We start from the raw sequence: 21,759 nt of genomic DNA on the forward strand, positions 1-21,759 counted from the left end.
GTTAAATCATGAGCGTTTCTGTGCGGATTCCCACCATTCTGCGCACCTACACCGGGGGGAACGCGGAGGTCAGCGGCGAGGGCGCGACGCTTCGTGACGTGCTCGCCAAGCTTGACTCCGACTTCCCGGGGATCGGCGCGAGAATTCTGGATGAATCGGGCAAGATTCGTCGTTTTGTCAACGTTTACGTTGGGGAAGAGGACGTCCGTTTCGCCCAGGGTCTCGACACCCCGGCCCCGGAGGGCACTCAGATCTCCATCATCCCCGCCGTCGCCGGCGGCTGAGCCCGGCCCGACTCCACACTCCTGAAGGCGCCCCTAGTGGGCGCCTTCTGCTTTTCCGGTTTCATTTAACGTTGTACTACTCGCGCCGGAGCAAATAGTGGTTCGCAGATTGACTCTGTTGCCAAACCCCTTGCCACAGGTATGGTCGAGGGCGATCGTCTCGACTGATTTTCTGTTAAGTCGGGTGATTACAGGTCTCGCGGAGGAATGGGCGAGATCTGTGAGACAAGTAAGAGGAGTCGGAAGTGGCGCAGGGCACCGTCAAGTGGTTCAACGCGGACAAGGGCTACGGCTTCATCGCGGTAGACGGTGGTAAGGATGTATTCGTCCATTACTCAGCGATCCTGATGGACGGGTATCGATCTCTCGAGCAGGGTCAGCGCGTCGAGTTCGAGATCACGCAGGGGCAGAAGGGGCCGCAGGCGGAGGCCGTCCGCTCGGTCTGATCATCGGTCGCCGGCAAGCGCGTGGCGGGTTCGCACGGCAGCGCAGTCCGTGCGGGCCGTCGCCCTGGTTTCCTCGACTCTCGTACGGCGGGCCGCGTGGCGGCTCGCCGTACAGACTTCATGAGCTGGGCGTAAACCCCAGTGGGGGAGGCGTTCGCTTGCACTCGGCAGGGTAGAGTGCTAAACAGTTCGTTGGCACTCTGTGCAGCAGAGTGCCAACTCGGATCGAGACGATGGGGTCTGCCGAACGGAGATGCTGACCCATGCCGTCGCGGGCGTCGGCTCGGTCCTTGTAAGCCACCCTGCATCTGGGAGGTCTAGCCTTATGGCAGCCAAGATGATCGCGTTTGACGAGGACGCCCGGCGCGGTCTCGAGCGCGGTATGAACCAGCTCGCCGACGCCGTCAAGGTGACCCTCGGCCCCAAGGGCCGCAACGTCGTGCTGGAGAAGAAGTGGGGCGCTCCCACGATCACCAACGACGGTGTCTCCATCGCCAAGGAGATCGAGCTCGAGGACCCGTGGGAGAAGATCGGCGCTGAGCTGGTCAAGGAAGTCGCCAAGAAGACTGACGACGTCGCCGGCGACGGCACCACGACCGCCACCGTGCTCGCCCAGGCGCTGGTGCGCGAGGGCCTGCGCAACGTCGCCGCCGGCGCCAACCCGATGGCCCTGAAGAAGGGCATCGAGGCCGCCGTCGAGCGCGTCAGCGAGGAGCTCTCCAAGCTGGCCAAGGACGTGGAGACCAAGGAGCAGATCGCTTCGACCGCCTCCATCTCCGCCGCCGACCCCGAGATCGGCGCGCTCATCGCCGAGGCGATGGACAAGGTCGGCAAGGAAGGCGTCATCACCGTCGAGGAGAGCAACACCTTCGGCCTCGAGCTCGAGCTCACCGAGGGCATGCGCTTCGACAAGGGCATGACGTCGATGTACTTCGTCACCGACTCCGACCGCATGGAGGCCGTGCTCGAAGACCCGTACATCCTGATCGTCAACAGCAAGGTCTCCGCCAACAAGGACCTGCTGCCGCTGCTCGACAAGGTCGTCCAGTCGGGCAAGCCGCTGCTGATCATCGCCGAGGACGTCGAGGGCGAGGCCCTGGCCACCCTGGTCGTCAACAAGATCCGCGGCCTGTTCCGCTCGGTCGCCGTCAAGGCTCCGGGCTTCGGCGACCGCCGCAAGGCGATGCTGAACGACATCGCGATCCTGACCGGCGGCCAGGTCATCGCCGAGGAGGTCGGCCTCAAGCTCGAGACCGCCACCCTCGACCTGCTGGGCCGCGCTCGCAAGGTCGTCGTCACCAAGGACGAGACCACGATCGTCGACGGCGCCGGTGACGCCGAGCAGATCGCCGGCCGGGTCAACGAGATCCGCGCCGAGATCGACCGCACCGACTCCGACTACGACCGCGAGAAGCTCCAGGAGCGCCTGGCCAAGCTCGCCGGTGGCGTCGCCGTCATCAAGGCGGGTGCCGCGACCGAGGTCGAGCTCAAGGAGCGCAAGCACCGCATCGAGGACGCCGTCCGCAACGCGAAGGCGGCCGTCGAGGAGGGCATCGTCCCCGGTGGTGGTGTCGCGCTGCTGCAGGCCGGTGCCAAGGCGTTCGACAAGCTCGAGCTCAACGGCGACGAGGCCACCGGTGCCGCGATCGTCAAGAAGGCGCTCGAGGAGCCGCTGAAGCAGATCGCCGTCAACGCCGGCCTCGAGGGCGGCGTCGTGGTGGAGCGCGTGCGCAACCTCACCCCTGGTGAGGGCCTCAACGCCGCTTCCGGCGAGTACGTCAACATGTTCGAGTCGGGCATCATCGACCCGGCCAAGGTGACGCGCTCGGCGCTGCAGAACGCCGCCTCCATCGCGGCGCTCTTCCTCACCACCGAGGCGGTCATCGCCGAGAAGCCCGAGAAGACCCCTGCTGCTCCGGCCATGCCGGGCGGCGGCGACATGGACTTCTAGGTCTTTTCGCCTCGGACGTACGACAGAACGGCCCGGTTTTTCCGGGCCGTTCTTGTTTCTGTACGTCCCCGATGACATTTCGCGAGGGGGCGGCCGGGCTGCGTGCGGGAAAGTGGTGGCCACACCGACCTCACACGCAAGGAGCAGAGGATGTTTTCCCGCAGCAAGCGCCTGGCCGGCATCGCCGTCCTGTCCTTCGCCGCCGCCGCCGCGATGGCGGCTCCCGCCCACGCCGACGACGACTACTGGGACGACCACCGCTATGGGCCCGGCTGGGCGTTGCTGACGCCGTACCGGACGCCGGTGTGCGTGCCGGTCTCGTCGTTCGGCATTCCGCTGGTCGACCACATCGCCCCCGGCATGGTGGCCTGCGCCTACTAGCGGGGCTGAGCCGGGCGACGGCGCCCCGCCGGTCGTGGCGGGGCGCCGCGCGCGTCAGACGCCGTAGTAGGCGATGACGTGGCCCCGCGCCAGGGTGTTAGCCGTGATGTTGAAGCCCACCACCGCCGGGCTGGTGTCGCTGTCGACGCCGAGCTTGTCGACGCCCAGGGCGTGCACCGTGAACACGTAGCGGTGCGGGTCGCCGGGCGGCGGGGCGGCGCCGCCGTACGCCTTGACGCCGTAGTCGTTGCGAGCGTGGACGACACCCTCCGGCAGGCCCTTGAAGTCGGGGCCCGTGCCCGCGCCCGTGGGCAGCTCGGTCACCGAGGCCGGCAGGTCGAACGACACCCAGTGCCAGAAGCCGCTGCCCGTCGGGGCGTCGGGATCGAAGCAGGTGACGGCGTAGCCGCGCGTGCCCTCGGGAGCCCCCGACCAGCGCAGGTGGGGCGACTGGTTCTGGCCCGACATGCCCCAGTCGTTGAAGACGTGGAGCTCGCTGAGCGTCTCACCGTCGCGGATGTCGTCGCTCTCGACCACGAGCGCGGGGACCGACGGCAGGTGTTCATGGGGAAGGGGTGCGGGCACGGCATCCTCCTAGGTTGAGAGCTGCTTGCCCCGCCATCCTAGAATCGGCCGCACCCGCCGGATGTCATGCGGTCAGCTCGGCCGGCAGCGGCCTGTCGTGCACCACCGTGAGAGACGTGACGGCTCGGGTCAGGACGACGTAGAGCCGGGCCAGGCCCCTTGGCTCGGCCTCGACGATGTCGGCCGGTTCGACGACGATGACGTGGTCGTACTCCAGGCCCTTGGCCAGCGTGGCCGGGATGACCAGCAGGCGGTGGTCCTCGGCGGAGTCGGGGTCGAGCACCGTGTGGGGGAGGCCGGCCAGCGCCGCCGAGACCTCGGCGACCCGCGCGTCGGGGACGATCACGCCGATGGAGCCCTCCTTCGCCAGGGCCTCCTTGGCCGCCTCGGCCACCGAGCCGCCCGCGCGTACGGAAAGCGAACCGGCGCCGGGGCGCAGCGAGCGCGGGGCGGCCAGCCCCGGGGCGATGGAGGGCAGCAGGCGGGCGGCGTAGTCGAGCACCTCGCGCGGCACGCGGAAGCCGAGCGTCAGCTCCGTGACCTCGCCCTCGCGCTGGCCGAGATGTTCGAGCACCGACTGCCACGAGCTCGTCGACCAGGGCGTGGTGCCCTGGGCCAGGTCGCCCAGCACGGTGGCCGAGCCGTTGCGGCAGCGCCGGCCGAGGGCTCGCAGCTGCATCTCGGACAGGTCCTGGGCCTCGTCCACGACCAGGTGGCCGAGCGACGGCGTGCGCTCCATGAGGTCGCGCAGCTCGTCGAGGAGCGCGGCGTCGGCGGCCGACCATTTGGCCGACTTCCAGCTCCGGTACGGTTTCCGCCAGATCAGCATTTCCTGCTCTTCGGGCGGCAAGTCCGACTTTGCGGCTTTGGCGAGGAACTCGCGGTCCGAAAGCAGCCGGTACAGCACCTGCTCCGGCGTCAGCTTCGGCCACACCGCCTCCACGAGCTGCTTGACCGGCTTCGACCGCGCCACCGCGTCCTGCACCCGGTCGTCGGGCGACTCGCCGCGCTGCTCCATCCGGACCAGCACCATGTGCGCCAGCCGCTGCGCGAGCGCCGCCCGCCCCGGGTTGTAGCGGGTGGTGCCGCGCAGGGAGGCGACGATCTCGCGTACCTCGTAGTCGGCCACCCGGAAGCGGTAGACGCCCTGGGTGTAGACGACGCCCTCCTCCGGCTTGACGATGTGCAGCCAGAGCGCGCGGTCGAGCACCGCCGCCATCCTGGCGTCGCCCTTCACCGCCGCGACCAGCGGATCCTCCGGTGCGGCGTGCTCGCCGAGCAGCCCGGCCACCGTCGTCTGGTCGACCTTGACCTCGCCGAGGGCGGGCAGCACCGAGGAGATGTAGGACAGGAAGGCCCGGTTGGGGCCGACGATCATCACGCCCGACCTGGCCAGCCGCTCGCGGTGGGTGAACAGCAGGTAGGCGGCGCGGTGCAGGCCGACGGCGGTCTTTCCGGTGCCGGGCGCGCCCTGCACGCAGACCGTCTGGGCCAGCGTGGCGCGAACGATCTCGTCCTGGTCGGGCTGGATGGTGGCGACGATGTCGCGCATGGGGCCCGTGCGGGGGCGTTCGATCTCGTCGGTGAGGATCTTCGACGGGCCGAGCTCGACGCCCTCGCCCAGGGGCTCGTCCTCGAACGCCGTGAGCGCGCCGCCGTGGTAGCCGAAGCGGCGCCGGCGTGCTACGCCCATCGGGTCGGCCGGGCTCGCCTGGTAGAACGCGCGGGACACCGGCGCCCGCCAGTCGATCACCAGCGGCTTGCTGTGGCCGTCGTGGACGTGGCGACGACCGACGTAGATCGTGGTGGGCAGGTCGGCCTGCTCCTCCTCGGCTCCTTCGTCGCGCTCCGGTCGCGCGCTCGTTCGCTCAGGGGCCTCGCGGTCGAGGCGGCCGAAGAACAGCGGTGTGTCGGGGTGGTCGGCGAGCGCGGCCACCCGCTGGTCGAGCAGCGACTGCAGGATCTGCTGCGACACCCAGTCGCCGGCCGCGTCGGCCGAGAGCGACTGCGCGTGCTCGCGCATCGCCTTGAGCGCGGCCCTGGACGCGGCCAGGTGGGCCTGCTCGGCGGCGAGTACGTCAGAGGGTATGTCGGGTGCCAGCTGGGATGCGGGCATGCGGAAGCGCCTCCCTGTGGGTTTTCGGAGGTGGTCTAAGGCAGCGAATCCGCCAGTTTAGTGGTGACTCCGACACGCTTCCAAAGCATTTACCGAGCGGGGGTGGGGTACGCCCAAGACGTGGTGCGGTATTCGCCGATCATCCCCACGATCGCGAGCTTCCTGCTGGCGGCGCTCTGGGCGCTGTCGGTGTTCGCGGGGTGGGGGCTGCAGGCGTTCTGCGCCGATGGGCAGCCGGCGTGCGCGCAGCGGCTCGGCGCGGTCACCGGTGTGTCGGGGTTGTTCGCCGCGGTGGCCGCCGTCTGCACGGCCGGCGCCTGGCTGCTGCCCTTCTCCCGCCGTGACCAGCGTGCGTTCACCCGCGTGATGGGCGCCGGGATGCTGGCCTGGATCGCGGCCGAGGGAGTGCTGTTCGTCGGTGGCCTGCTGGTGCGCTGACCCCGAAACCGAACAACCAGGAAATACCGAAAAATTCGGGCATATCAGGTGGGTTTGTCGGATCATGGGGGTATGTCGCAGGCGGCGTGATAGTACGCAGGTGAGGGGGGTGGTTCGACTGTCTTCGACCCGCGGAGTCTCGTGGACGTGAGACCATGCTGAACGCCTGGCCGCTCGGCGCGAGCGGCCGGGCACCCAGCGTCACACCCCGCCGAGCACGTCGTCGGCGTCGATGATCTGGTACGCGTACCCCTGCTCGGCCAGGAACCGCTGCCGATGCGCGGCGAACTCCTGGTCGACCGTGTCGCGGCTGACGACCGTGTAGAACCGGGCGCCCCCGCCGTCGGCCTTGGGCCGCAGCACCCGGCCGAGCCGCTGGGCCTCCTCCTGGCGCGAGCCGAACGTGCCCGACACCTGGATCGCGATGGCCGCCTCCGGCAGGTCGATGGAGAAGTTGGCCACCTTCGACACCACGAGCACCTGGATCTCCTTGTCGCGGAACGCCTGGTAGAGGCGCTCGCGCTCCTTGATCCGGGTGCTGCCCTTGATGACCGGGGCGTTGAGGTGCTCGCCGAGCTCGTCGAGCTGGTCGATGTACTGGCCGATCACCAGGACCTGCTCGCCGAGGTGGCGGCGGACGAGCGCCTCGGTCACCTGGGTCTTGGACGGCGTGGTGGCGCAGAAGCGGTAACGCTCCTCCGACTCGGCCATCGCGTACGCCAGCCGCTCCTCGTCGGTCAGCGTCACCCGCACCTCGACGCAGTCGGCCGGGGCGATCCAGCCCTGGTTCTCCATCTCCTTCCAGGGCGCGTCGTAGCGCTTGGGCCCGATCAGCGAGAAAACGTCGCCCTCGCGGCCGTCCTCGCGCACCAGCGTCGCGGTCAGGCCGACGCGGCGGCGGGCCTGCAGGTCGGCGGTCATCCGGAAGATCGGCGCGGGCAGCAGGTGGACCTCGTCGTAGACGATCAGACCCCAGTCGCGCGCGTCGAACAGCTCAAGGTGGCTGTAGACGCCTTTGCGGCGGGTGGTCATCACCTGGTAGGTGGCGATGGTGACCGGGCGGATCTCCTTCTTCGTGCCGGAGTATTCGCCGATCTCGTCCTCGGTCAGGGAGGTGCGCTTGAGCAGCTCGGTCTTCCACTGGTGGGCCGAGACCGTGTTCGTGACCATGATCAGCGTGGTGGCCTGGGCGTGGGCCATGGCGGCCGCGCCGACGATCGTCTTGCCGGCGCCGCAGGGCAGCACGACCACGCCGGAGCCGCCGTTCCAGAACGCGTCGGCGGCGTCGCGCTGGTAGGGGCGCAGCGACCAGCCCTCCTCCAGCAGCTTGATCGAGTGGTGCTCGCCGTCGACGTAACCGGCCAGGTCTTCGGCCGGCCAGCCCAGCTTGAGCAGCGCCTGCTTGACGTTGCCGCGGTCGCTCGGGTGGACGACGACGGAGTCGTCGCCGATGCGCTCGCCCAGCATCGGCTGGATCTTCTTCGAGCGCAGCACCTCTTCGAGCACGGCGCGGTCGATGGAGGTCAGGACGAGGCCGTTGACCGGGTCCTTCTCCAGGCGCAGCCGGCCGTAGCGCGCCATGGTCTCGGCGATGTCGACGAGCAGGGCGTGCGGCACCGGGTATCGGCTGTAACCGATCAGCGCGTCGATGACCTGCTCGGCGTCGTGGCCCGCGGCGCGGGCGTTCCACAGCGCGAGCGGGGTGACGCGGTAGGTGTGGACGTGTTCGGGGGCACGCTCGAGCTCGGCGAACGGCGCGATCGCCTTGCGGCATGCGTCGGCTCGCTCGTGGTCGACCTCGAGCAGCAGCGTCTTGTCCGACTGGACGATCAGCGGTCCATCGCTCACTTGCGTTTCTCCGTGGGGTCAGTGCGGGGCCTTGCGCAACAGGACCATCGTCTCCTGATCCCGGCTCCCCCGCTCCGACTCTCCAACAACAGCGAGGCCGTGATTAGTCCGGCGTCAGCTTTCGAGGTAGCCGCTGAAGCCCAGGAAGAGGAACGTGCCGATGCCCAGCACGAAGCCCAGGCCGAACAGCACCCAGCTCCAGATCACCAGGGTGCGGGCGGCCCGCGGTTGTGTGCGGTGCTTGCTCAGCGCGAGGCCGGCGCAGATCGCGCCGGGCGCTCCCAGGAAGTTGCAGCAGCTGACGAGCGCGAGGAGGTTGAGCACGAGCGAGACGATGGCGTTGGCCATGGGCCCGTCATTGGGCGGGGGCGGCGGTGGACCGTAGCCGTACTGCGGTGGCGGCTGCTCGCCGTAGGGCGTGCCATACGGCATGTACGGATATCCCGGCGGGTCTTGGCTCATCTTCACCTCCAGACACGTCAACACTTATCACGAAATGACCCGCGGCCTGGCCGGTGTGCGAGTTCACGATAGACGGAGCGAAGCCCGGCCCGGTAAGGGGTCGCGGCCGTGACTAGTCCGTCTGGACGGGGCTCCTAGCCCGTAAAGAGCAATAATCCCTCTCTGTCGTTCTTCGTGTCTCCCGGAGCCTTCGATCGTGCCATGGTGGTGGGCCTCGATTGCCGGGTGCCGCCCCATGTCCTGAGAGAACCCCTTCCTGCTGATTCCCGAGGTGAATTCGTGACGGAAACGCCTGAACAGGGCGAGATCGACATGCTCACCCGGAGTCGCGCGGCCGTGGCCGGGCCGGTCACGCGCGACCTGAGCCGGCGGGAGGCCGACGGGCTGCTGCGCTCCTACCTGGAGCCCGCCGGGTTCTCCGAGGGCGTACGCCGGCTGGCCGCGTGCCGCCTGCTCGTGCTCGTGGGCGAGGAGGGGACCGGGCGGCGGCTCGGTGCGATCGCGCTGCTGTCACGCATGTCGCTGGCCGAGGGCCGGATCACCGTGCTGTCGCCGGCCGCCACCGCGCGCGAGCTGCTCACCGGCACCGAGTACGAGCCGGGGCGGGCGTACCTGCTGCACGACTGGGTCACGGTGAGCACCGACCGCACCGCGCTGGTCAACCTGGCCCGCAAGCTGGCCGAGCTGGGGTCGTACCTGGTGATCACCAGGGACGGCGGGCCGTCCGCGGCGGTCGAGGTGGAGCACCCGTGGGTCGCGCCGGAGCCGGGGGAGCTGTTCGACCTGTGCCTGAGCACGTTCGACCGGCGGGACGGGGTGAGCGCCGAGGACGTCGCCCGAGCCCGGGGCACCGCCCATCTGCTGGCGACGCCCGCCGAGGTCGTCCGCCTGGCCGCCCGCGTCGCGCGGCGCGAGGAGGCTGAGGGGGAGGAGGTGGCGGCCTGGTTCGACACCAAGCCGCCGCTGCGCGAGGTGCTGGCGGTGGCGGCGCCGGCGTTCGCGCACCTGCTGCCCGCGCCCGCCTTCGACCGGCAGCTCGCCCGGCTGGAGCGGCTCTGCGGGGAGAGCGGCGAGCGGCCGCCGTCCTGCCCGCTGGTCGGGTCACGGGACGGGCTGGTCGCCTTCCTGGCCCCGCACCAGCGCGCGCAGGTGCTGGCGGAGCTGGTCGTCCGGTACGGCTTCTGGCTGTGGCAGCCGCTGCGCGACTGGGCGCTGTCGCTGCCGGGCGAGGGCCCCGCCGTCCGGGCGTCCGCCGCCGAGGCCGTGGCGCTGCTCGCGGCGCACTCGTTCGCGGAAGTACGGCATACGTTCCTGGAGGTCTGGGCGCGCGGGAACGCGGCGGAGCGCGCGGCGGCGGCCGGCGTGTTGTCGTCGATGTGCGCCGACGACGCCCTCGCCCCGAAGGCCCTCGGGATCGCGCTGGCCTGGGCGGACGGGCCCGGGGACGTGCGCGTGACGGCGGCCGCGGCCCTCGGCGGCGCGCTGGCCGTGCGTTACCCCGGTGACGCCGTACGCCACCTGCGCCGCCTGGAGACCGGCCACGGGCCCGCCGCCGTGGTGGCCGCGCGGTCACTGGCGCTGCCGCGCGCGTGATCAGAGACCGGCGACGCCCGTGATGCGGTGCAGCGCGAACCGGTGGACGGCGGCGCGTGTCTCGTCGTACGCGGTCAGATAGCCGCCCTCCATGCGGGCCGGCTCCAGGATGCGCGAGGTCGCGTTGCCCTGCGAGTCGAGGTAGCCGATCCACACCCGTACGCCCTGCTTGATCGCCTCCTGCAGCGCCGAGATCGTCGCCGTCGCCGGAGAGCGCGGCACCTGGCCGTCGGGTGCGTCCACCGGCTCGCGCCGGGACAGATGGGCCGCGTCACCGGCGCGCAGCGCGCGCACCGCCGCCGTCGCGACCTCGGGGTCGAGGCCGTTGGGCGAGGCCACGACCCGGGCCGGCGCAACGCTCTCGGTACGGCGGCTCTCAAGCTGGGAGATGATCACATCGCCGTCGAGCGACTCGGCGACCGGGGCGTACCCCATGGCCCGCAGCGAGTCGACCAGCGCCGCCCGGGGCGAGCGGGAGGCGATGACGGTCGGCGCGAGCCGGCGCAGCCGCAGCGCGGCCGAGCGGCGGTCGGCGGTGATCTGGTCGAGCAGCGCGGGATCGTCGCACCGGATGTACGCGCTCGCCGTGCCCACCCGGATGCGCCCGTGCCGCCTGGCCACGTCGGTCACCAGGTACGACAGCGCCTGCGGCACCGGTGTGGCCGAATGGCGGGCCAGCATCGCGACCAGCTCCTCGCCGCCGTGGCCCGCGTCGAGCGCCCGCCGGATCGAGCCCTCGCTGAACCGGTAGACCGTGGCCCCGCCCTTGGACTCGACGTCGGCGGTGAGGGTCATCCAGCGGTTGAGCTCGCTGGTCAGCGGCCCCGGGGCGACGGCCGTGAGGTCGGCCTGGAGCAGCACGTGGTCGACCGGCTCGGGCAGCAGCGGCGCGAGCACCTCGGCGGCGTCGCCGCCCTCGATCAGCGCCCGGCCGTGCCCGGACAGCGCGCCGAGCCCGGTGACGCCGACCTGCTCGGCCTCGCGCAGCGCGAAGTCGGTGAGCTGCTCGCGCAACGGCCCCCGGCGGCGCGGCTGCTCCCACGCCAGCCGGGCGAGCACGGAGTCACGGTCGGGCGCGAGCCCCGGCGCGGCGGCCAGCACGCCCAGCGTGGCCGCCCGCACGCTCGGCGCGGACGAGCGGCGCAGGTCGGTGTGGAGGGCGTTGAGCGGCCGGTCGCGGTCGTCGCGCTCGCCGACCAGGCCGGGCACCCGATCCATGTGCAGCCACGTGACCGCCAGGGTGACCCAGCGGTCGGCCGTGCCCCTGACCCGCCACAGGTCGTAGCCCGAGGTCGGCAGCCACTCGCCGTCGACGCCTCCGCCGGCCGCGATCAGCCCGGCCGCGTGGGCCACCTCGACGACCAGCGCCGCCACCCACTCGGGCAGGTCGAGCTCGACCGCCGTGCGCTTGAGGTCGCGGACGCCGAGCCCGCCGGTGCGCAGCACCCCCGGCGGCTCGATGCTCCACCGCTCGCACAGCTCCTCGACGGACCTGACGAACGAGAACGCCTGCCCGGCGGCCGTGCGGTCGGCCAGCTCGCGGTCGCGGGCCGCGCCCCGCAGCTGCGGCGGCACCGCCAGCAGGTCGCGGTGGACCCGGCCGCCGCGCAGGTGGAGGCCGACCTCCCGGGGCAGGGTCACGCTCTCCTCGCCGGTGGCGGCCAGCAGGCCGCGGGCGAGCAACTCCTCGATGGGGGAACGTGCGGAGGCCAGGTGTACCTCGCGGCGGGCGTTGGGCACCCGCCCGGTCGGCGGGCCCCACACCAGCTGGTCGAGGGCGGCTCTGGCCGCGGGCGAGACGGACTCGACCAGCTCCGCGGGCTCGGCCAGCGCGGCCGCCAGCCGTTCCCTGCCCGAGCCCGGGGTGCTCGGCGCGACGGCGTCGGCCATCTCCTCCAGCTGCTCGGGCGGGTGGTGCCGGAACGCGTCGGCGGCCCTCGGGCCGAGCCCGGCCGGGTCGTCGAGCACCTTGCGCACGCCGGGGCCGAGCTCCAGCGCGTCGTCGGGGCCGTAGACCAGCGCCAGGTCGGCCAGCCTCTCAAGGGCGGACGACAGCGCGGGCTCCGGGTCCTCGCCGGGGTCGAGCGCGGCGCCGACGAGGTCGCGCAGCTCGTCCTTCGACACCGGGTCTTCCCGTACGGCCAGCGTCTCCACGACCGCCAGCGTGAACCGGTCGAGCCGGTCGAGCACCCTGCCGATCGCCGAAGGACTGGCCGCGCGGGACGCGAGGCCCTCCAGATGCGCGGGCACCGGAGTGATCAACTCGGGACGCGCGGAGACGAGCGCCCGCAGCTGTTCGTCGGTGCGCCCCCTGATCCACTCCGTGAACTCCATCGTTGCCATGGTATGTCCCACCTGATTGGGGCAGCATTGCTAGACGTGATAGAGCGCGCCGACCAGCTCGTGCTGAACTACGTCTCCAAGGCGGCCGACGCCGCCCACGGCGTGCTCAGGGCTGACCAGCGGCTCGAATTCTCGCGGCGGTTGCGGGCCAGGATCGAGGCGGAGCGGCACGGCAGCCGGAACCCGCGCGACGTGGCCAAGGTGCTCGCCAGGTTCGGGGATCCGGTGGCCCTGGTGGAGCGGGAGGAGCGCAGGCTGGCCGAGGCCGGTGTGCCCACCAGACGCCACCCGGCGCCGGCCGCTCCAGGCGCCGCGACCACGCCGACGACCGCTCCGGGCGCCGCCGTCACGACCACCTGGCCGGACGACGCCGCGCCGGCCACAGGACCGGCTTCCACCGTTCCGATCTCCGGGCCGGCTTCGGCCCCGCCGATCCCGGCGCCTGCTTCGCCCGCGCCTGCTTCGCCCGCGCCTGCTTCGCCCGCGCCTGCTTCGCCCGCGCCTGCTTCGCCCGCGCCTGCTTCGCCCGCGCCTGCTTCGAGCCCGTCTGTCGCGAGCCCGGCTGTTTCGAGCCCGGCTGTTTCGGCCGCGCACTTTTCCCCGGCGGCCGCTTCCGCGGGCTTCGCGTCCGAAGCGTTCGGGGACTCTGCGCCCGGGGAGGTGACCTTGCGCTTCCCGGCCGTCGCGGACGACGCCGGGCTGCCGCCCGGGGTGCGGGAGCATCGGCGGGTCGCGCGGGAGCGGCTGAGCAGGGGCCGGGGGATGCCGTTCGCGGGGCTGCGCCGGTTCGCCATGGCCGGGGCCAATCCGATGGCCACCGGCGGGCGGGACGCCAGGACTCTGCTCAAGGAGTACCCGCGCGACGCGGCGGCGATGGTGATCCTGGTGGTGGCGGCGCTGCTGGTGCCGTTCGACCTGCGGCCGCTGGCGATCTTCCCGGTGCCGCTGGTGGTCTGGGCGGCGGCCGCCACGATGGTGCTGATCAGCGAGAGCTGGAAACTGCGCGACAAGCTGCTCGGCATCGGCGCGCCGATCCTGGGCTACTCCGTGGGCGGAGTGGTCGTCGGCGGCGTGCGCGTCGGGGTGGAGGCCGGGCTGGGGGAGTTCGTGGCGCAGTTCTTCGACGTCAGCGGCACGATGTTCATGGTCGGTACGGGGCTGGGCGTCGTCTGGCTGGCCTACCGGCTGCTCGACGCCGGCTGAGACGCCGGCTGGGGCGTCAGCTCACTGGGGCGGGGCTCGGGAGCAGGCCGACGGCCAGCCGTACCCAGGCGGCGACGAACTGGTCCTTCTCCGCGTACCCCGGCATCTCGCCCACCGTCTCCTGGAAGAGCCGGTAGTGCACCACGGAACCGCCGAGCACGGCCGCGATGCCCGTCCAGTCGACCTGGGCGTCGCGGTATTCGGGCTGGTCCTGGAACCAGGTGACGATGGCGTCGAACATGGGCTGCAGCAGCCCCTCGCGTACGACGGCGACCAGCTCGGGGAACTGGCTGAGGTCGCGGAAGAAGACCCGGGTCAGCTCCGACTCCTCGCGCACCTTCGCCAGCCCGGCCCGGCACACGTGCGACAGGCGTTCCTCCAGGGCCACCGACGTCTCCATGGCGTTCAGCTCGGCCAGGCTGCCGGCCACCTGGGTGCGGGTGCGGGCGGCGTGCTCGTTGATCGCCGCGGCGAGCACCTCGTACTTGGACTTGAAGTGCCGGTAGAGACCCCCGGCGCCGGGGGACAGCCCCGAGGCGGCTTCGATCTCGGCCACGGACGTCGCCGAGTAGCCACGCTCGGCGAAGAGCCGCAGGGCCTCGTCGATGATCCGCTCACGGGTCGATCTGCTCATATCTACGCTGATACCTCCGTAAGGAGAGTAGTCGGTGTGGAAAGGCCCTTCGGCTGCGGATCGCCCGAGCCGGGGCGAAGGGCGGATCCGTGCGGTGGGCGGGCCGGTCTGGCGCGCGTTCGCCCACGGCCGCGGCGCCTCTGCGACAAGCAATTCCTTTCTTCTCATTCCCCGGCTTCCAGAACAATGCTCGTTACGCGGTCAAGGGGCTGGTTTGGCATCCTGCTGGGGTGACGCCATCGGTGGGATTCGACCTGGACATGACATTGGCCGACACGCGTTCCGGGATCGCGGCGGTTTACGACGAGCTGGCCGTGCGATTGGGCGTGCCATTTGACAGCGCGGCCATCGTGCGAAGGTTGGGGCCGCCGTTGGAGGCGGAGCTCGCCAACTGGTTGCCCGCCGCGGAGGTCCCCGCAGCCGCCGACCTCTATAGGCAGATTTATCCGGAAATGGGGGTTCCTGCGCACACCACCATGGCCGGCGCCCACGAGGCCATCGACGCCGTACGCCGGGCCGGCGGCCGGGTCATCGTGGTGACCGGCAAGAACGTCCGCGACGCGGTCAGCACGGTCACCGCGCTCAAGCTGGATGTGGACGAAGTGGTCGGTTCCCTTTTCGGATCCGCCAAGGGATCGGCACTCGCGCGCTTCGGCGCGTCGGCTTATGTTGGTGACCATGTCGCGGACATCGAAGCGGCGCGCGCCGGCGGCGCCGTGAGCGTGACAGTTGCGACCGGCCCTTACACGGTGGGAGAGCTGCGTGATCACGGTGCGGATGTGGCGCTGGGCGACCTGACCGAATTCGGCGCCTGGTTCACCGCCTGGCGCGAACATCACGAGGCCCGGTAATTCCCCGGCATTTACCCGCTCGCCCTGGCGCTTCGCGGGGCATAACCTACATCCATCCGTCCTTCTTTTCGACTGTTTGAACGAGGTCGTCCTGTGCCGAGTGGCAAGGTCAAGTGGTACGACGCCGACAAGGGTTTCGGCTTTCTCACCCGCGACGACGGCGGTGAGGTCTTCGTGCATTCATCCGCGCTGCCTCCCGGTGCGGGCCCGCTGAAGCCCGGCCAGAAGGTGGAGTTCGGCGTGGCCGAGGGCCGCAGGGGCCAGCAGGCCCTGTCCGTGAGGATCCTTGAGCAACCTCCGACCCTGGCCAAGACCAAGCCCAAGGGCAGGCGGAAGAAGCCGGACGAGATGGTGGTCATCGTCGAAGACCTCATCAAACTGCTCGACGTCGTCTCGGAGTCGTACCGACGCGGCAAGCACCCCGACGCCGCCCACGCCAAGAAGATCTCCCAGGTCCTGCGGGCCGTGGCCGACGACCTGGAGGACTGACCCGGGCGTCCCGGTCCCGCGGCCGGCTCGTCCGGCCGCGGCGCCGGTGCGGACGCTCAGCCGTTGGGGTTGGTGAGCGGCTTGGTCGGGTCGAGGGTGTCGGTGCGGTGCTGGTCGGAGTGGGCGGCGGCCTCGGCGCGCCGGCGGCGGAGATCGTCCTCGGTGGCGCGCACCCGCCTGCGACGGGAGAGCAGCAGCCAGCCGAGCGCCGCCACCAGGGCGGCGGCCAGGGTGGCCAGCCCCGCCGTGGAGCTGCGCGTCAGCGAGAGCACCAGCCCGACCAGGCCCCCCGACACCCAGGCGAGCTGCAGCACCGCCTCCACCACCCCGAACGTCGACGAGCGCACCTCCTCGCCGATCTCCCGCTGCACGATCGCGTCGAGCGCCAGCTTGCCGAGCTCCTGCGCGAACGCCGCGACCAGCGAGATCGCCAGGGCCGTCCACACGCCGAAGAGGATCGCGGAGACCACGGTGGTCGCCGCCGTGACGGCCAGCGTGATGAGCACGATGACCTGCGGAGAGTGGTTGCGCGTCCAGTTGGCGACGACGGCTCCGAGCAGGCCGCCCAGCCCGGCCGCCCCCGCGAGCAGCGCGATCGTCTTGGGGATGTCGAAGAACTGGTCGCGCGCCCACGGCTCCTCGGCCGCCAGCCACGGCACCGCGCCGTCCTGCACGAGGAACAGCAGGAAGAACAGCAGGAACCCGGAGAAGACCCGGACGGCCACGTTGGCCCACACGGCCTCGGCCACCGCGGGGCCGACCTTGAGCAGGGTGCGCCAGCGCGGGGCCGCGCCCTCCTCCTCCAGGTCGGGCGAGTCGATGTGGCGCGGCAGGCGTACGGCGGCCACGCCGAGCAGCAGGAAGGCCACCATCGCGACGCGCAGCACGGCGGCGCTGCCCAGCCACGCGGTCAGCCCCGCGCCGACCGGCACCAGCACTCCGGCCGAGACCAGCGTGAACAGCGCCACCCGCGCGTTCGCCGACACCAGAGTGATGTCGGCGGGCAACACGCTCGGCATGATCGCCGCCCGCGACACGTTGTACGCCTTCGACAGCACCAGCACGCCCAGTGCCCCGATGAACAGCGTCGGCAGGTCACCGGGGCCCACCGCGGCCGCCATCGCGAAGCACAGCAGGCCGCGCCCGAACAGCGTGCCGGCCATCACGTAGCGGCGCCCCGACCTGAAGCGGTCGAGGATCGGCCCGACGAACGGCGCCAGCAGCGCGAACGGCAGCATCGTGATGACCAGGTAGAGGGCGACGGAGCCGCGCGCCTCGCCGACCGGCACGCCGAAGAACACCGTGCTTGCCAGCGCGACCGTGACCATCGCGTCGCAGGCGCTGTTGCCGGCCGACAGCTCGATCAGCCGGCCGAGCCCGGTGCGGCCGGCGCCGTTGGCGTAAGTGAGCTTGCGGGCGGCGTGGCCGACCTTCCTGGCGCCGGTCGCGGTGACCCGGCCGGCCCGCGCCGTGCCGCCCACGGTGGCCTTTCCGGCGCGCGCGCAGGCGCGTCCGGCGTCGGCGACGCCGTGCGCCATCCGCCGGGACACCTCACGTGCCCGCTGCCAGCCACCCTCCACGCCTACCAGTCTTACCCGATTCGGGGGCCCTCTCCGCGGGAGATCTGAGGTTGCCGGACAACGCCGCCCCCGGCCCGATGCGGACACGTCTCCGCAGGGGACGCGAGGTCGCCGGGAGACGCTGGTCCCGGGGCGATTCGGACGAGCCGCCGCGGGAGATCCGAGGTCGCCGGGCAACGCCGGCGCAGGGCCGATTCGGCGGATCTCCCACCGAGATCCGCGGTTGTCGGCGCCCGCAGGTCCTGGGATGGGTGAGAATGAAGTGTGAGCGAACAGCACCTTTCGGCGGAGGCTGCCCGATGAGCCGCACCAGGGCCCGCGTCTCCGCTCCCGACCAGGCCTGTGTCGCCGCGGTCGATCTGGCGCGTGCCGCGGCCGAGGAGCTCGCGCGCCCGGGCGAGCCGGGCGAGCACCTCGGTTACGAGAGCGAAGGCGACCGGATCGTCACCCACTACTTCGCCTGCCTGGACCGCGCCTACCGCGGCTGGCGCTGGGCCGTCACCGTCACGCGCGCCTCGCGCGCGAAGAAGGTGACGGTCAGCGAGGCCGTCCTGCTGCCCGGCACCGGCGCGCTGCTGGCGCCCGAGTGGCTGCCGTGGAGCGAGCGGCTGCGCCCCGGCGACCTCGGCGTGGGCGACCTGCTGCCCACCCCCGAAGACGACGACCGGCTCGTCCCTGGTTTCACCGACACCGCCGACGACGCAGAGCGTCAGACGGTTTTCGAGTACGGCCTGGGCCGAGCACGTGTGCTCTCGGCCATCGGCAAGGACCGGGCGGCCAGACGCTGGCACTCGGGCGAGCACGGGCCGCATACACCGATCGCACACGCCGCTCCCGCGCAGTGCTCCACCTGCGGCTTCTACTGGCAGCTCGCGGGCAGCTTGCGGCAGATGTTCGGAGTCTGCTCTAACGAGTACGCCCCCGACGACGGCAAGGTGGTGGCCGCCGACCATGGCTGCGGTGCCCACTCCGAGGCCGCCGTGCTGCCGCCGCCCGTGGAGCAGGCCATCCCCATCCTCGACGATCTCGGCTACGACCTCATGGAGGAGGAGGCCGGATCGGTCGACGAGTCCGCCTCGGAGGAGCTCGGGCATTCGTGATCTGAGTGTCGGTGAAGGCCGCTAACCTACGGTGGCCCCCAACCCACAACCAGGATCGTGACAGATGAGCGACACCTACGGCACTGACCGGATGCGAGCGACCGTCCTCGCTGCGTGGACGGCCTCGCCCGCCAGGTTCCGCGAGGACGCCAACGCGGAGGAGGACTTCGCGCTCGGCGGCTACCGCGACCGGCTGATCGTCGAGCTGGCGCAGAACGCCGCCGACGCGGCCCTGCGGGCGGGTGTGCCGGGAGTGCTGAGGCTGACGCTGCGGGGCGACATGCTGACCGCCGCCAACACCGGTGCCCCGCTCGACGCCACCGGTGTGGAGAGCCTGTCCACCCTGCGGGCCTCAGGCAAACGCGACGAGAGCGGCGCGGCCGGCCGGTTCGGCGTCGGCTTCGCGGCGGTCGTCTCCGTCTGCGACGCGCCCTCCATCGGCTCACGCGGCGTCGGAGCCGTCCGCTGGTCCCGCACGGAGACCGCGGCGCTGGTCGCCGAGATCCCCGCGCTCGCCGGCGAGCTGACCGGGCGGGGCGGCCACGTGCCGCTGCTGCGGCTGCCGTTCGACGAGCCGCCGCCCATCGACGTGCCCGAGGGGTTCGACACGATCGTCCGGCTGCCGTTGCGCGACCGGGCCTGCGTCGAGGTGGTGCGGCGCATGCTGGCCGAGACCAGCCCGGCGCTGCTGATCGGCATGCCGGCGCTCGAGGTCATCGAGATCGAGGTCGAGGGCGAGACGCGCAAGGTGGTCGCCGACGGCTGGCACGTCGTGTCCGAGTCCGGCGAGTTCACCCCCGAGGAGGTGAGCCGGCTCTTCGCCGACCGGCCCACCGAGGAGCGGGCGCGCCCCTTCTGGTCGCTGCGCTGGGCGGTGCCCGTCACCGGCACCGGCGAGCCGGGGCCGCTGCCCGAGACCGTGCCGCCCGTGGTCCACGCGCCCACGCCCAGCGACGAGCCGCTCGACCTGCCCGCCCTGCTGATCGCGTCGTTCCCGATGGCCACCGACCGGCGCCACGTCGCCAAGGGGCCGCTCGCCGACTTCCTGGTGGAGCGGGTGGCCGACGCCTACGTCCGGCTGCTGCGCGAGCTGCCGCGCACGCCGAAGCTGCTCGACCTCGTTCCGTCCTTTCTGGGCAAGGGCGAGCTCGACGCCCGCATCCGCCGCGCCGTCCTGGCGCGGCTGCCTGCCACGCCGCTGTTGCCCGCGTTGTCGGCGCCCGCCCCGGCCGTGCAGACGCCGTCGTTCGCCGAGGCGCCGGTCTACGAGCCCGACGCCGAGTGGCTGGTCGAGCATCCGGCACGCGAGCCCGAGGGCGACGGCTGGGTGGTCGCGGGCCGGGAGGCGGCCGTGGTGCCGTCCGCGACGGCGGAGCTGCTGGAGACGGTCGCCGCCTTCGTTCCCGGGCTGCTGCCGGCCGGCTGGCCCGCTCGCCATCCCGCCATGTCCGCGCTCGGCGTGCGCAGGGTCGAGCTGGCCGACGTGGTCGACCTGCTGTCGGGCGAGGCCGTCGAGGCGCGCGAGCCGTCGTGGTGGCGCTCGCTCTACGACGTGCTGCCCGCCGACGACCCCGAGTCGCTCGGCGCGCTGCCGGTGCCGCTGACCGACGGGCGGCTCGTCCGCGGGCCGCGCGGCACGCTCATCCTCACCGACGGGGGCGCCGACCTCGACCTGACGCCGCTCGGGCTGCGCATCGTGCACCCGGAGGCGGCCCACCCGGCGCTGCTGCGCCTGGGCGCCGCCGAGGCCACGCCCCGTACGATCCTCGACGATCCGCTGACGAAGGCGGCCGTCGCGCAGTCGCTCGACAGCCCCGACCCCGAGCCGGTGGCGCGGGCGGTGCTGTCGCTGGTCGACGCGGCCGGGCTGGCCCCCGGTGAGGCGCCGTGGCTGGCCGAGCTGGCGCTGCCGGGCGCCGACGGCGAGATCTACCCGGCCGGCGAGCTCATGCTGGCCGGCGGCGCGCTGGCCGGGCTGCTGGAGGCCGACACCCATCTCGGGGTGGCGGCGTCCGAGCTGGAGGAGACCTACGGCGCGCGGGTGCTGGCCGCGGCCGGGGTGCTCGACGGGTTCGCGATGGTGCACGAGTCCGACGTGCTGCTCGACCCCGACGAGTGCGACCACGACCTCGACGGCGAGGCCGAGTGGCTCCACCACGTGCTCGACCTGCTGCCCGATCTCGACGTGCCGCCGCTGGTGCCCGAGTTCACCGCCGTGCGCGACCTGGAGCTGGTGGCCGACTGGCCGGCCGCGCTTGAGCTGCTGACCAGGCCGCCGCTGCGCGCCGCCCTCCACCCGTTGCGCGTCGAGGGTGTGGAGGTGCCGTCCTACACCGCGTGGTGGCTGGCCCACCACTCCGTGCTCGGCGGGCGCAAGCCGCTGGAGCTGCGGCTGCCCGGGGCCGACCCGCTGCTGCAGGGCCTCTACGCCGACGCGCCCGCCGGCCTCGACGAGGCGGCGCTGGCGATGCTCGGCGTCCGTACGACGCTGGCCGAGCTGCTGACCTCGCACGGTGGGCCGGAGGAGCTGCTCGACCTGATGGCCGACGAGTCGATCGAGGTCGACCGGGCCCAGCTGCGCGCCCTGTGGATCGCGCTGGCCGCCGTCGACCCGTCGCGGGTGGCGCCGCCGTCGCGGGTGCGGGCGGTGCTGGGCGGCTCGATCGTGGTGGCCTCCGCCGACGACGCGGTCGTGGTGGAGGCGCCCGACCTGCTGCAGCTCGTCACCGACCGGCCGCTGGTGCTGGCCCCGTACGACCTGGCCGAGGCGTTGTCGGAGCTGCTCGACCTGCCGCTCGCCGGTGAGCTGACACCGGGGGAGGTCACCTCCGAGGGGGCGGTGCGGCCAGTGCCGGCCGAGGTGCGGTCGCTGCTGCCCCACGCGCCCGAGACGTACGTCGAGCACGACAAACTGCTGGTCGACGGGGTGGCGTGCGCGTGGCGCTACTTCGAGGGCGCGGTGCACTGCACGGGCGTCGACGGGCTGGCGCGCGGGCTGGCCTGGGCCACCGGGCAGTGGAACGACCGGCTCGCGGTGGCCGCGCTGCTGCGTGATCCGGCCGCGGTGCCGCTGCTGCTGGCCGAGGCGGATCTGTCCTGAGCCGGCGAGCCGCCGTCTGACGGGCCGCCCGCAGCGGCCCGTCGCGGACGGCCCGGTGGTGGTCTGTCAGGGGTGGCCTGGTGTGTGGTCTGTCAGGGGGCTCGTGTGCGGTCTGTCAGGGATGGCCCGGGCGCGTCAGCGGCGGCGGCGGACCATCCACATGCCGAAGAAGCCGAACGCGATCCCTGTCACGCAGGTCCAGATCCACCACGTGTTCTCCGGGGCTGGGCGGAAGACCAGCAGGAAGACCAGGGCGACCGCCCACACGGCGGTTCCGGCGGCGACGGTGGTGATGTCGTTGGTCTTGATCGGCTCCGGGTCGGGATGCCACTGCTGCTTCACGTGTCCAGACTAG

General features: G+C 71.9%; 20 protein-coding genes. 11 read left to right on the forward strand and 9 right to left on the reverse strand.

The genetic code is table 11. From position 1 onward, the window contains the following. The first annotated feature begins 8 nt into the window (after positions 1-8). The 4 genes from E1286_RS16305 (at position 9) to E1286_RS16320 (ending at position 3,062) form a co-directional block, all read left to right on the forward strand. On the forward strand, positions 9-284 hold the full coding sequence (locus E1286_RS16305; protein ID WP_132613330.1) for a MoaD/ThiS family protein: 276 nt from the start codon (positions 9-11) through the stop codon (positions 282-284). A 245-nt stretch (positions 285-529) separates the two neighbouring features. Continuing rightward, the gene (locus E1286_RS16310; RefSeq protein ID WP_132613332.1) at positions 530-730 is read left to right on the forward strand and encodes a cold-shock protein; all 201 of its coding nucleotides are present in this window, start codon (positions 530-532) and stop codon (positions 728-730) included. Between the two features lie 325 nt (positions 731-1,055). Next, entirely contained in the window at positions 1,056-2,681 is a 1,626-nt protein-coding gene (groL, locus tag E1286_RS16315) for a chaperonin GroEL (RefSeq protein ID WP_132613334.1), read from the forward strand. A gap of 150 nt (positions 2,682-2,831) precedes the next feature. Beyond that, positions 2,832-3,062 (forward strand): hypothetical protein, encoded by a 231-nt coding sequence (locus E1286_RS16320; RefSeq protein WP_132613336.1) that lies wholly within the window; start codon positions 2,832-2,834, stop codon positions 3,060-3,062. 54 nt (positions 3,063-3,116) lie between these two features. Here E1286_RS16320 and E1286_RS16325 read toward each other — a convergent pair whose 3' ends face one another. After that, entirely contained in the window at positions 3,117-3,647 is a 531-nt protein-coding gene (locus tag E1286_RS16325; RefSeq protein ID WP_132613338.1) for a YbhB/YbcL family Raf kinase inhibitor-like protein, read from the reverse strand. A gap of 64 nt (positions 3,648-3,711) precedes the next feature. Beyond that, positions 3,712-5,763 (reverse strand): HelD family protein, encoded by a 2,052-nt coding sequence (locus E1286_RS16330; RefSeq protein ID WP_132613340.1) that lies wholly within the window; start codon positions 5,761-5,763, stop codon positions 3,712-3,714. A gap of 120 nt (positions 5,764-5,883) precedes the next feature. Here E1286_RS16330 and E1286_RS16335 point away from each other — a divergent pair, with 120 nt between their 5' ends. Continuing rightward, complete coding sequence (locus E1286_RS16335) at positions 5,884-6,201, forward strand: hypothetical protein (RefSeq protein ID WP_132613342.1); 318 nt, start codon at positions 5,884-5,886, stop codon at positions 6,199-6,201. 201 nt (positions 6,202-6,402) lie between these two features. On the opposite strand, the gene E1286_RS16340 is transcribed toward E1286_RS16335, so the two are convergent. Both E1286_RS16340 and E1286_RS16345 read right to left on the reverse strand, forming a co-directional pair. Beyond that, positions 6,403-8,049 (reverse strand): DNA repair helicase XPB, encoded by a 1,647-nt coding sequence (locus E1286_RS16340; protein WP_132613344.1) that lies wholly within the window; start codon positions 8,047-8,049, stop codon positions 6,403-6,405. Between the two features lie 114 nt (positions 8,050-8,163). Next, a complete protein-coding gene (locus tag E1286_RS16345) occupies positions 8,164-8,511 on the reverse strand; it encodes a hypothetical protein (RefSeq protein WP_132613346.1) in 348 nt (115 codons plus the stop codon). Positions 8,512-8,790: 279 nt separating this feature from the next. On the opposite strand from E1286_RS16345, the gene E1286_RS16350 reads away from it, so the two are divergent. Next, on the forward strand, positions 8,791-10,104 hold the full coding sequence (locus tag E1286_RS16350; RefSeq protein ID WP_132613348.1) for a hypothetical protein: 1,314 nt from the start codon (positions 8,791-8,793) through the stop codon (positions 10,102-10,104). Here the strand turns inward: E1286_RS16350 and E1286_RS16355 are convergent, their stop codons facing one another. Both E1286_RS16355 and E1286_RS47840 read right to left on the reverse strand, forming a co-directional pair. Then, a complete protein-coding gene (locus E1286_RS16355; protein WP_132613350.1) occupies positions 10,105-12,438 on the reverse strand; it encodes a helicase C-terminal domain-containing protein in 2,334 nt (777 codons plus the stop codon). Positions 12,439-12,515: 77 nt separating this feature from the next. Beyond that, the gene (locus E1286_RS47840) at positions 12,516-12,845 is read right to left on the reverse strand and encodes a hypothetical protein (protein ID WP_165969759.1); all 330 of its coding nucleotides are present in this window, start codon (positions 12,843-12,845) and stop codon (positions 12,516-12,518) included. Between the two features lie 268 nt (positions 12,846-13,113). Between E1286_RS47840 and E1286_RS47845 the strand changes: the two genes are divergently transcribed. Beyond that, complete coding sequence (locus E1286_RS47845) at positions 13,114-13,650, forward strand: hypothetical protein (RefSeq protein ID WP_165969760.1); 537 nt, start codon at positions 13,114-13,116, stop codon at positions 13,648-13,650. Between the two features lie 16 nt (positions 13,651-13,666). Here E1286_RS47845 and E1286_RS16365 read toward each other — a convergent pair whose 3' ends face one another. Next, positions 13,667-14,284, reverse strand: coding sequence for a TetR/AcrR family transcriptional regulator (locus E1286_RS16365; protein WP_132613352.1), 618 nt, complete (start codon positions 14,282-14,284; stop codon positions 13,667-13,669). Between the two features lie 242 nt (positions 14,285-14,526). Here E1286_RS16365 and E1286_RS16370 point away from each other — a divergent pair, with 242 nt between their 5' ends. After that, complete coding sequence (locus tag E1286_RS16370) at positions 14,527-15,135, forward strand: HAD family hydrolase (RefSeq protein WP_246074904.1); 609 nt, start codon at positions 14,527-14,529, stop codon at positions 15,133-15,135. A gap of 93 nt (positions 15,136-15,228) precedes the next feature. Then, on the forward strand, positions 15,229-15,624 hold the full coding sequence (locus E1286_RS16375; protein WP_132613354.1) for a cold-shock protein: 396 nt from the start codon (positions 15,229-15,231) through the stop codon (positions 15,622-15,624). A 56-nt stretch (positions 15,625-15,680) separates the two neighbouring features. Here the strand turns inward: E1286_RS16375 and E1286_RS16380 are convergent, their stop codons facing one another. Next, entirely contained in the window at positions 15,681-17,204 is a 1,524-nt protein-coding gene (locus E1286_RS16380) for an MFS transporter (RefSeq protein ID WP_132613356.1), read from the reverse strand. Between the two features lie 299 nt (positions 17,205-17,503). Between E1286_RS16380 and E1286_RS16385 the strand changes: the two genes are divergently transcribed. Together E1286_RS16385 and E1286_RS16390 are read left to right on the forward strand one after the other, a co-directional pair. After that, the gene (locus E1286_RS16385) at positions 17,504-18,304 is read left to right on the forward strand and encodes a DUF3027 domain-containing protein (RefSeq protein WP_132613358.1); all 801 of its coding nucleotides are present in this window, start codon (positions 17,504-17,506) and stop codon (positions 18,302-18,304) included. 64 nt (positions 18,305-18,368) lie between these two features. Next, entirely contained in the window at positions 18,369-21,404 is a 3,036-nt protein-coding gene (locus tag E1286_RS16390) for a sacsin N-terminal ATP-binding-like domain-containing protein (RefSeq protein ID WP_132613360.1), read from the forward strand. 135 nt (positions 21,405-21,539) lie between these two features. On the opposite strand, the gene E1286_RS16395 is transcribed toward E1286_RS16390, so the two are convergent. Next, positions 21,540-21,746 carry a DUF2530 domain-containing protein gene (locus E1286_RS16395; protein ID WP_132613362.1) on the reverse strand — a complete coding sequence of 69 codons (207 nt, stop codon included), beginning with the start codon at positions 21,744-21,746 and terminating at the stop codon, positions 21,540-21,542. Positions 21,747-21,759 lie beyond the last annotated feature (13 nt).

It is taken from the genome of Nonomuraea terrae (genome assembly GCF_004348995.1).
Classification (GTDB): domain Bacteria; phylum Actinomycetota; class Actinomycetes; order Streptosporangiales; family Streptosporangiaceae; genus Nonomuraea; species Nonomuraea terrae.